Annotated in this window: 6 protein-coding genes; 2 read left to right on the forward strand and 4 right to left on the reverse strand. The window is 64.3% G+C overall.

Features of this window, described 5'->3' with window-relative positions:
• Positions 1–41 precede the first annotated feature (41 nt).
• Entirely contained in the window at positions 42–542 is a 501-nt protein-coding gene (locus CLU86_RS14220; RefSeq protein ID WP_099742058.1) for a hypothetical protein, read from the reverse strand.
• A gap of 210 nt (positions 543–752) precedes the next feature.
• Entirely contained in the window at positions 753–6,626 is a 5,874-nt protein-coding gene (gene uvrA / locus CLU86_RS14225) for an excinuclease ABC subunit UvrA (RefSeq protein ID WP_099742059.1), read from the reverse strand.
• Between the two features lie 192 nt (positions 6,627–6,818).
• On the opposite strand from uvrA, the gene CLU86_RS14230 reads away from it, so the two are divergent.
• On the forward strand, positions 6,819–7,931 hold the full coding sequence (locus tag CLU86_RS14230) for an ABC transporter substrate-binding protein (protein ID WP_099742060.1): 1,113 nt from the start codon (positions 6,819–6,821) through the stop codon (positions 7,929–7,931).
• Positions 7,932–8,085: 154 nt separating this feature from the next.
• Positions 8,086–9,204 carry an ABC transporter substrate-binding protein gene (locus tag CLU86_RS14235; RefSeq protein WP_099742061.1) on the forward strand — a complete coding sequence of 373 codons (1,119 nt, stop codon included), beginning with the start codon at positions 8,086–8,088 and terminating at the stop codon, positions 9,202–9,204.
• A 113-nt stretch (positions 9,205–9,317) separates the two neighbouring features.
• On the opposite strand, the gene CLU86_RS22915 is transcribed toward CLU86_RS14235, so the two are convergent.
• Positions 9,318–9,491 (reverse strand): hypothetical protein, encoded by a 174-nt coding sequence (locus CLU86_RS22915; RefSeq protein WP_162995897.1) that lies wholly within the window; start codon positions 9,489–9,491, stop codon positions 9,318–9,320.
• 155 nt (positions 9,492–9,646) lie between these two features.
• Positions 9,647–11,308, reverse strand: coding sequence for an MFS transporter (locus CLU86_RS14240; protein ID WP_099656705.1), 1,662 nt, complete (start codon positions 11,306–11,308; stop codon positions 9,647–9,649).
• Positions 11,309–11,447 lie beyond the last annotated feature (139 nt).

The following is an 11,447-nucleotide window of genomic DNA, read 5'->3' on the forward strand; positions in this document are numbered from 1 at the left end:
CTTGCAGAGGGGCCCCGCTGGCGCGCAGGGCGGGGGCAGCATCAACAACCCGCAGGTCGGTTAGGGCGCATGGGCACAATGCCGCTGACACGCACCGTGGCCCCGGACCCATCGGTGGCCGTGAGCACCTTGCGCGTCAGCTCCACACGGTCAAGGCTGCGAACCACCGCCGTGTCAATGGCGTCGCCACTGGCAAATTCACGGCCGGCAAAGGTGAGGTACGCCACGTACAGTGCCTCGGTATTGCTGCGGTAGCGCAAGTCGCCAAACGCAGTGGCCGACGAACCCACCTTGTTGGCACCATCAAAGCGGAAGGCGCACAGCTCGGGCGTGGAACCAATGGGGTTGGAGCGCTCGACGTCCGTCAGATTCAAGGCCCCGTTGCCGTAGACCCCGTTGAGGCCATCCACCGTGGATTCAGTCACGGTGAGCACCCCAGGCTCATTGCTGGGCGTCGGGTCGTCGTCATTGCCACCGCCACAGGCGACCAACAACACAGAAGCTGCAGCAACAGCGGTACAGGTTTTGATGAGAGAGTTCATGGTGCTGGATATCCTCGAAAGTGGATGGAAACAGGGACAAAGCCCCTGAAACCCATCGTAGGAATCCAACACCACACAGCGCGTGCGCCATGTTCAGCGCCGCGCGTAGGACATCGGGCAGCACGGTTGTGCGCGCCCCATCCACAACGTGCAGCACTCTGCCGTACGGCCATCGGCCAGAACGCGACCGGTGGCCCGTGAAGCGCAGGCTCAGCGCGCCAACACCGCCGCCAGCGCCTTGCCGGTGTGCGTGCCCGCAGCCACCACGTCCTCAGGTGTTGCTGCAGCCACAATGCGCCCGCCCGCGTTGCCGCCCTCCGGCCCCAGGTCCAGAATCCAGTCGGCCTCGGCGATCACATCCAGGTCGTGCTCGATCACGATCACGCTGTGGCCGCCATCCACCAGGCGGTGCAGCACGCGGATGAGCTTGTCCACGTCGGCCATGTGCAGGCCCACGGTGGGTTCGTCCAGCACATACAGTGTGTGCGGCGCCTTCTGGCCCCGTCGGCCCACCTCGTCGCGCACCTTGGTCAGCTCTGTCACGAGCTTGATGCGCTGGGCCTCGCCACCACTCAGCGTGGGCGACGGCTGGCCCAGTGTGAGGTAGCCGAGGCCCACGTCCTGCAGGAGCTGCAGTGGGTGCGCAATGCTGGGCATGGTGGCGAAGAAGCCCACGGCCTCGTCCACCTCCATCTGCAGCACATCGCCGATGCTCTTGCCGCGCCAGGTCACGGCCAGCGTTTCGGGGTTGAAGCGCGCGCCGTGGCAGGTTTCGCACGGCACCTTCACATCGGGCAAGAAGCTCATCTCGATGGTGCGCACGCCCGCGCCTTCGCAGCTGGGGCAGCGGCCTTCGCCGGTGTTGAAGCTGAAGCGCCCGGCCGCGTAGCCACGGGCCTTGGCCTCCAGCGTCTCGGCAAACAGCTTGCGGATGGTGTCCCAGAAGCCGATGTAGGTCGCGGGGCAGGAGCGCGGCGTTTTGCCGATGGGCGTCTGGTCCACTTCGAGCACGCGGTCGATGCTCTCGAAGCCCGACAGGCCTGTGCAACCCACCAGCGGCGGCGCCTTGCCTGCATCCATGGCATCGCGCCCGGCCTTGGTACTGCGCTGTTGCACCCAGGCCTGCACATTGGCCAGCAACACATCGCGCGCCAGGGTGGACTTGCCCGAGCCACTCACCCCCGTCACCGCCACCAGGCGGTGCAGCGGCACCGTAGCGGTCACGTTCTGCAGGTTGTGCAGCCGCGCTCCATGCACGGTGAGCCAGCGCATGGCCGCGCGTTCCTTGGCCTCGGTCAACGCGTCAGCCGCCAGCGATGCGGCCTGGGCTGCGCGCTTCTTGACGGCAGCGCTTTGCCGGCCGGTGGGCGCTGCGGCTTCGACCCGGGCGTAGGCAGCCGTCGCTTCGGCACTGACCTCGCTGGCCGACATGCTGCGGCGCAGTTGCAGCGGGTGCTTCATCGCGTGCAGCAGGTAGCGGCCGGTCTGCGAGTCTTCGGCCCCCGTGATGTCGGCCACGCTGCCCTGCGCCACCAGGCGCCCACCGCGTTTGCCCGCACTCGGGCCGATGTCGATGATGTGGTCCGCGCGGCGGATGGTGTCCTCGTCGTGCTCCACCACCACCAGCGTGTTGCCCTTGTCGCCCAGCTTGTGCAGGGCATTGAGCAGGATCTGGTTGTCGCGTGCGTGCAGGCCAATGGTGGGCTCGTCGAGCACGTAGCACACGCCCTGCAGGTTGCTGCCCAGCTGCGCGGCCAGACGGATGCGCTGCGCCTCGCCGCCGCTGAGCGTGGGCGCCCCCCGGTCCAGCGTGAGGTAGCCCAGGCCCACTTCTTCCAAAAATTCGAGGCGGCACTGGATCTCGGGCACCAGGTCGCGGGCGATGTCGGCCTCGCGCTGGGTCATTCCACCTTCGATGCGCAGGGTCTCGATCCAGCGGCGCACATCGGTCACTGAGAGGGCCGCGATATCGGTGATGCCTACACCGGCAAATCGGACCGCTCTTGCTGTGGCGTTTAGCCGCGTGCCACTGCAGCTAGGACAGGCGGTGTCTGCCAAGTCTTCCACCTCGGGCTCGGCAAAGGTCTGCTCGCGGCCTTTTTCCTTGTCGTCCTGCACCGAGTCGTCAAACACCTTGCGCTGGTCCTTGGTGAGCTTGACGCCTGTGCCCACGCAGTCGGGGCACCAGCCGTGTTTGCTGTTGTAGCTGAACAGGCGCGGGTCCAACTCGGCATAGCTGGTGGCACACACGGGGCAGGCGCGCTTGGTCGAGAACGCTTGCAGGTGGCCAATGCCCGCTGTGGCAGCGCCGCTTTGCATGGCCTCCGCCAGCGTGCCGATGCTGCTGAGCACATGCACCACGCCCTTGCCATGCGTGAGCGCGTCGGCTAATGCGGTGCGCAGTGCGGCTTCGTTCTCGGGCGACACATCGAGGCTGGCCACAGGCAGCTCGATGGTGTGTTCCTTGAAGCGGTCGATGCGCGGGAAATTGGTGGTGGGCAAGAAGTTGCCATCCACCCGCAGGTGCGTGTAGCCGCGCGGACGCGCCCAGTCGGCCAGCTCGGTGTACACGCCCTTGCGGTTCATCACCAGCGGCGCGAGCAGGCCGATGTGCTGGCCGCGGAACTGCGTGAGCAGCTGCGCGGCGATGCTCTCGGGCGTCTGCGGCTGCACGGCGGCGCCGTCTTTCACGCAATGCTGCGTGCCGAGCTTGACGTACAGCAGGCGCAAGAAGTGCCATACCTCGGTGGTGGTGCCCACGGTGGACTTGCGCCCGCCGCGCGAGAGGCGCTGCTCAATGGCCACGGTGGGCGGGATGCCGTACACCGCATCCACCTCGGGCCGACCGGCCGGTTGCACGATGCTGCGTGCGTAGGCGTTGAGCGATTCGAGGTAGCGGCGCTGGCCTTCGTTGAACAGGATGTCGAACGCCAGCGTGGACTTGCCCGAGCCGCTTACGCCGGTGACCACGTTGAACTTGCCGCGCGGAATGTCCACGCTCAGGTTCTTGAGGTTGTGCTCTTTGGCGTTGACGATTTGTATGGCATTTTTGGCCTCGAGCGCTTTACCATCAAGCGCTACCAGCTCTCTTTTTCGTAGCGCTGCGGCCTTTTCGTGCACCGAGTGACCGCCAATGCCCAGCGTCAACTCATAGTCGCGCAGTGCCAGGCCGGTGTGCGAGGTGGCGTGCTGGCGCACGTCCTCGGGCGTGCCCTCGGCCACGACGAGGCCGCCTGCGTAGCCGCCTTCCGGCCCCAGGTCGATAAGCCAGTCGCTGGCGCGGATCACGTCCAGGTTGTGCTCGATGACGATGAGCGAGTGCCCCGCATCGATGAGCTTGCGCAACGCGCGCATGAGCTTGGCGATGTCGTCAAAGTGCAGGCCGGTGGTGGGCTCGTCGAACAAAAACAGCGTGCCCTTGCGCGCCACCGCCTGGCGCGATTTGGACGCGCTGCGCGCGGCCTCGGCCAGGAAGCCCGCGAGCTTGAGGCGCTGCGCCTCGCCGCCGCTGAGCGTGGGCACGGGCTGGCCCAGCGCCACGTATTCGAGCCCCACATCGACGATGGGCTGCAGCGCGCGGATCACATCGCGGTCGCCCGCAAACAGGTCGGCTGCCTCGGCCACCGTGAGGGCGAGCACGTCCGCCACGTTGAGGCTGCGGCCGCCGCGTTCGATGGTGATTTCCAGAATCTCGGGCCGGTAGCGCTTGCCATCGCAGTCGGGGCAGCGCAGGTACACGTCCGACAGGAACTGCATCTCCACATGCTCAAAGCCCGAGCCGCCGCAGGTGGGGCAGCGTCCATCGCCGCTGTTGAAGCTGAACTTGGCGGCGGTGTAGCTGCGCTGCTTGGACAGCGGCGCCACGGCAAAGAGTTCGCGGATGCTGTCCCATGCACCCACATAGCTCACGGGGTTGGAGCGCGCGGTCTTGCCGATGGGCGACTGGTCCACAAACACCACGTCCGACAGGTGGTCGGCGCCCAGCATGCGGTCGTGCGCGCCCGGCGCATCCGTGGCCTTGCCGAAGTGGCGCAGCAGCGCGGGGGCCAGCACGTCCTGGATCAGGCTCGACTTGCCCGAGCCGCTCACGCCGGTGACGGTGACCAGGCGCTGCAGCGGAAACTCGACCGACACGTTCTGCAGGTTGTGCTCGCGCGCGCCTTCCAGGATGAGGCGCGGGGTGGATTCGGTCACCATGCGCTTGAAGCCGAAGCCCACCTGCTTGCGGCCGCCCAGGTAAGCACCGGTGAGCGTATCGGCCTGGCGCAAATCGGCCGTGGTGCCGTCAAAAACGATCTGCCCGCCCAGGCGTCCGGGGCCGGGGCCCATGTCGATCATGCGGTCGGCCGCAAGCATCACGGCCGGGTCGTGCTCCACCACCACCAGGGTGTTGCCCGCATCGCGCAGGCGCAGCATGGCCTCGGTGATGCGGTGCATGTCGCGCGGGTGCAGGCCGATGCTGGGTTCGTCCAGCACAAACAGCGTGTTGACCAGGCTGGTGCCGAGGGCCGTGGTCAGGTTGATGCGCTGCACCTCGCCGCCGCTGAGCGTGCGGCTTTGGCGGTCCAGCGTGAGGTAGCCAATGCCCACGTCGCACAGGTATCTGAGGCGCGTGGTGATTTCTTCGTGCAGCAATTTGAGCGCTTGCGCATCGCCGCCTTTGGCATCGTCGCCTACCGGCAACTGCATGCGATCAAAGAACCTTCGCAGACGGTCAATAGGCAGCAGCATCAGGTCATGCAGGCACAGGCCGGGCAGCGCCTCGAGCTGCTCGCGCGACCATTGCACCCCATCGGGCATGAACCGTTTGCCAGGCTCCAGCACCGCATCGGCGTCTTCCTTGCGACCGATGCGCCAGAGCAGGCTTTCGGTCTTGAGCCGCGCGCCCGCACAGGTGGGGCACGGCGTGTAGCTGCGGTACTTGGACAAGAGCACGCGGATGTGCATCTTGTAGGCCTTGCTTTCCAGGTATTCAAAAAAGCGCTTGATGCCGTACCACTGCTTGCTCCACTGCCCGTCCTTGTAGCCGGGCGCGCCACCAATGACCCATTTCTTCTGGTCGTCCGTGAGCTTGTACCAGGGCGTGTCGCGCGGAATGCCCGCTGTTTCGGCGTGGCGCATGAGGTCGTCCTGCGCCTCTTTCCACGCGGGGGTCTGGATGGTTTTGATGGCACCGGCGCGCAGCGTGAGCTTGTCGTTGGGGATGACCAGGCCGTAGTCCACCCCAATCACGCGGCCAAAGCCCCTGCAGCTGTCGCACGCACCCACGGCGGAGTTGAACGAGAAGGCCGAGGGGATGGGGTCGCTGTAGCGCAGGTCGCTGTCGGGGCAGTGCAGGCCTGTTGAAAAGCGCCAGAGTTCCGGCTCACCCTCGTCCACCAGGCGGTAGACATTTAAGCGCCCCGTGCCGCGCTTCAGTGCCACCTCTATCGCCTCGATTACACGCACCTTCTCGGCATTGCCCAGCCGGAACCGGTCCGCCACCACATCCAACACCTTGCGCGGGCCGGTGGGCGTGCCCACTTCGCGCTCGGCCTGCACCTTGGTGAAGCCACTGGCAGACAGCCATTGCTCGACCTGCTCTGCGCTGGTGTTCGCAGGCAACTCCACGGGGAACGTCAGCACGATGCGCGGGTCGCCCGCTGCGGCGCTGCGCTGCTGTAGCTCCGCATAAATGGTCTCGGGCGTGTCGTGACGCACCTGCTGTGCCGTCTGCTTGTCGAACAACTGGCCCGCGCGTGCGAACAGCAGCTTCAGGTGGTCGTTTAGCTCCGTCATCGTGCCCACGGTGGAACGGCTGGAGCGCACCGGGTTGGTTTGGTCGATGGCAATGGCCGGGGGTACGCCTTCGACCTTGTCCACGGCGGGCTTGTCCATGCGGTCGAGGAACTGGCGCGCATAAGCACTGAAAGTTTCCACATACCGGCGCTGGCCCTCGGCGTAGAGCGTGTCGAACACCAGACTGGATTTGCCCGAGCCGCTGGGGCCGGTGACCACCGTCAACTCGCCGGTGCGGATGTCCAGGTCCAGGTTCTTGAGGTTGTGCTGGCGTGCGCCACGGATGCGGATGGTTCCCTGGGTCATGGAGTGCTTTGTAGGTGGACGTTGGGGAGTGAGGCGAAACATTCTAGGCAGCCCCTGCTGACAACGCCATGGCAGCAGCACGAGACCCCAAAAACAGTACCGGCGCAAACCAGTGCGCCCAGCAAGGGCGCTTTCAGTTGGTTACAAGAGTCCGTTAAAGTACCGGCAACAAAGAAACACAAGGAGACAACCATGCGTGCATGGAAACAATGCGGGGCTGCCGTGGCCCTGTGCGCGGCGCTGGGCGCTGCAAATGCCCAACTCTTGATCGGGCAAACCGCTGGGTTCACCGGCCAGGTGGCGGCTGGCGTGAAGGAAACCTCAGACGGTGCCAAGCTTTACCTGGACAGCGTCAACGCCAAAGGCGGTGTCAATGGACAAAAGATCGAGGTGGTGGCGCTGGACGACAAGTTTGACCCCAAACTTGCGGCCGATAACGCCCGCAAGTTGATCGAAGAAAACAACGTGCTGGCACTGTTTCTGAACCGGGGCACACCGCACACCGAGGCCATCATTCCGCTGCTCGACAAGCATGGCGTGCCGTTGGTGGCGCCCTCCACCGGCGCCATGGTGCTGCACCAGCCCGTGCGCAAATATGTCTTCAATGTGCGCGCCACGTATCAGCGTGAGGCCGAAAAGGCCATGACCCACTTGGCCTCCATGGGCATCTCTCGCATCGGCGTGGTCTATGCCGATGACAGCTTTGGCGCCGATGGCCTTGCCGGTGCACAAAAGGGCCTGGTCGCCGCCAAGATCACCCCCGTGCTGCAAGAGAAGTTCGACCGGGCCAAGCCAGAGTTCACGCCCATTGCGGCCAAGCTCGCCAAAGCCGACGCGCAAGCGGTCTTGATCATTGCATCGGGTTCTGCCGTGGTGGATGCCAACAACGCCATTCGCGCCGCAGGCTCTGCCGCGCAGATCGTGACGCTGTCCAACAATGCCTCGGCGGGCTTTGTCAAAAGCCTGGGGGCCAATGCACGGGGCGTGATCGTGACCCAGGTCTACCCCAATGAGCGCGCAGTGACCTACCCCATGGTGAAGGAGGCACAGGAGCTGGCGCGTGCCAAGGGCCTGGGCGACATCAGTCCGGCCATGCTGGAAGGCTTTGCAGCAGCCAAGGTGCTGGTGGAAGGCCTGAAACGCGCCGGCCCCAAGCCCACCCGCGAAAAAGTGCAAGTGGCGCTGGAGAGCCTGCGCAAGTTCGACCTGGGCGGGCTGGAAGTCACCTACGGCCCTGACGACCATACGGGGCTGGGCTTTGCCGATCTTTCCATCGTCGGTACGGACGGCAAGTTCCGACGCTGAATGGAGGGCTCGTCGACGATTCCGCAGGGAATCGTTAACAGACCCTCACCCCAGGCTGGCGGCTTGCTGACAGCCCAAACCCCTATGGGAGGTTGGTGTCACCATTTGTAAATACACTGCGGGCACCCGCAGAAAAGACAAAGGAGACATCCCCATGAAACCATCCCTTCCGTGGTTGCGCACTAGCCTGGCGCTGGCCCTGCTGGCCTGGGGCACTTGCCAGGCCCAGATCCTGATTGGGCAGACGGTGGGGGTCACCGGCTCGGCCGCTGCCACCGTGCAAGAGGCATCCCAAGGTGCTTCGCTGTACCTGGACCATGTCAACGCCAAGGGTGGCGTGGGCGGGCAGAAGATTGAGCTGCTGACGCTCGACGACAAATTCGACACCAAGCTGACGCTGGACAACGCACGGGTGCTGATCGAGCAAAAGGGTGTGCTGGGTCTGTTCATGACCCGGGGCACCCCCCACACGCAGGGCATCTTGCCGCTGCTGGAGCAGCATGGCGTGCCCCTGGTGGGCCCATCAACCGGGGCCATTGCACTGCACAAGCCTGTGCACAAGTACGTGTTCAACGTGCGCGCGCCCTACCAGCACGAGGTGGAAAAGGCGATATCCCACCTGAACACCTTGGGCATCAAGCGCATTGGCGTGGTGCACGTGGACGACACCTTCGGCTCGGACGCCCTTGCGGGCGCCATGTCGGGCTTCAAGGCCAATCAGCTGGAAGCCCTGTTTGTGGAGAAGTTCGACCGCACCAAACCCGACTTCACGGCACTGGCACCGCGCGTGGCGCAAAAGCAGCCCCAAGCCGTGGTGTTTGTGGGCACCGGGGCTGCGGTGGTGGATGGCATCAAGGCGCTGCGCGGCGCGGGCGTTACCGGGCAGATCGTGACCTTGTCCAACAACGCCTCGGGCGGCTTCATCAAGGCGCTGGGCGACAGTGCACGGGGGGTTGTGGTCACCCAGGTGCTGCCGTCAGAGCGTTCGCTCAACTACCCGCTGGTGAAGGAAGCCATGGACTTGGCCAAGGCCAAGAACATTGCGGACCTCACCCCGGCCATGCTGGAGGGCTTTGTCAGCGCCAAGGTCCTGGTCGAAGGCATCAAGCGCGCAGGCCCCAAGCCTGACCGGGCCAAGCTGCAGGCGGGCCTGGAGAGCATCAAGAAGCTGGACCTGGGTGGGCTGGAGTTGTCTTACAGCGCCACCGACCATTCAGGGCTGGATTTTGCGGACCTGGCCATCATTGGCGCCGACGGCAAATTCAAACGCTGACCCACAAGAATGGCAGCAGCCCAATGAAAAGGCCCGCGTCCTTGAAGGACGCGGGCCTTTTCATTAGGTGACGCGAGTGATGCGAGCAGCGCAGACTGCCCTACCGGGTCGCATCAAGGCGCACTGGCGGCCGGGGCGGGGGTGCTGGCGGCTGCGGCGGGCTCGGGGGCGTGCACGGCATCAGCCCCGTGCTTTTCACCGCCCATGTCGGCCTTATCCCCGGCCTTGATGATCACAAAAATCGACAGCGCCGCGAACAGAGCAAAACCAACGGCAATCTTCCACATACGTATCTCCTGAGATGGGGTTGTTCAACGAAGAGGCCTCAGGCAGAGCACAGCCACCCAGATCGGTGGCGCGGACACCCGAAGCCTCTTGATTCAACACAGGGCCTGCGTGCAGCAGGCCCTGTACTCAGCACATCAGCGCATCAGCGCCTGGCTCAGTCGTTGGCGTAGATGTCCACGTCCTTGGTTTCCTTGATGAACAGGCCACCGATCACCACCGTCGCACCGGCGATGATGATGGGGTACCACAGGCCGTTGTACATGTTGCCGGTCTGGGCCACGATGGCAAACGCCGTGGTGGGCAGCAAGCCGCCGAACCAGCCATTACCGATGTGGTACGGCAAGGACATGGACGTGTAGCGGATGCGGGTGGGGAACATTTCCACCAACATGGCGGCGATAGGGCCGTACACCATGGTCACCAGCAGCACCAGATAGGTCAGGATCACGGTGACCATGACCTTGTCGATGCGTGCAGGGTCGGCCTTGGTTGGGTAGCCAGCGGCCTTGAGCGCATCGGCCACGGCCTTCTTGAACTCGCCGTCCTTCTTCTTGGCTTCATCAGCGGGCAGGCCCTTGCTGGTGTACGAGGCAATGACGGTTTCACCGATCTTGATGGAGGCGGGGGTGCCAGCGGCGCCCACGGCGTTCTCATAGCTCACCGAAGCGCCAGCCAGCACCTGCTTGGCGATGTCGCACGAGCTGGTGAACTTGGAGGTGCCAGTGGGGTTGAACTGGAACGAGCATTCCTTGGGATCAGCGGTCACGATCACCTGGTTCTTGGCCTGGGCTTCAGCCAGGGCAGGGTTGGCTGCCTTGGTGAGGGCGCCGAACACAGGGAAGTACGTCAGCGCGGCCAGCAGGCAGCCTGCCAGGATGATGGGCTTGCGGCCAATCTTGTCCGACAGCGAACCGAACACGATGAAGAACGGCGTGCCAATCAGCAACGACACGGCCACAAAGATGTTGGCAGTGGCACCATCGACCTTCAGCGCTTGCGTCAGGAAGAACAGCGCATAGAACTGGCCCGAGTACCACACCACGGCCTGGCCAGCGGTCAAGCCCACGAGTGCCAGGATCACGATCTTCAGGTTCTTCCACTGGCCGAAGGACTCGGTCAGCGGGGCCTTGGAGGTCTTGCCTTCGGCCTTCATCTTCTGGAAGGCAGGCGATTCGTTCATCGACAGGCGAATCCACACCGAGATCGCCAAAAGCAGGATCGACACGATGAACGGAACACGCCAGCCCCAGTCGGCAAAGGCCTCTTCACCCAGAACGGTGCGGGTGCCCAGAATCACCATCAGCGACAGGAACAGGCCCAGTGTGGCAGTGGTCTGGATCCAGGCTGTGTAGGCGCCGCGCTTGCCGTGCGGTGCGTGCTCGGCCACATAGGTGGCTGCACCGCCGTACTCCCCCCCCAGCGCCAAGCCTTGCAGCAAGCGCAGGATGATCAGGATGACCGGAGCGGCCACACCGATCGACGCATACGTGGGCAAGATGCCCACGATGAACGTGGACAAACCCATGATCAAGATGGTGACCAGGAAGGTGTACTTGCGGCCAATCATGTCGCCCAGGCGGCCAAAGAAGATGGCACCAAAGGGGCGAACAATGAAGCCCGCCGCAAACGCCAGCAGGGCAAAGATGAAGGCAGAGCCCGCATCCAGCCCGCTGAAGAACTGCTTGGCAATGATGGCGGCCAGCGAGCCGTATAGATAAAAGTCGTACCACTCAAAGACGGTACCGAGTGACGACGCGAAGATGACTTTCCTCTCTTCGGGCGACATCGGCCGCGGTGCGGGATGGGTTGTTGCCATGGTGTGTGTCTCCTGTATAGGTTTTTTCGGATGCGTAAAAGGCAATACACCAAACAGCCTCGCCGCTCCGTGAGGCGCAATATCAAGCCGTTATCTGACCGAAAACTGACAAGGTCACACACCTGTTTCCGGCCCAAAA

Origin of the sequence: Acidovorax sp. 62, from assembly GCF_002754495.1 — a bacterium.
GTDB lineage: Bacteria > Pseudomonadota > Gammaproteobacteria > Burkholderiales > Burkholderiaceae_C > Acidovorax.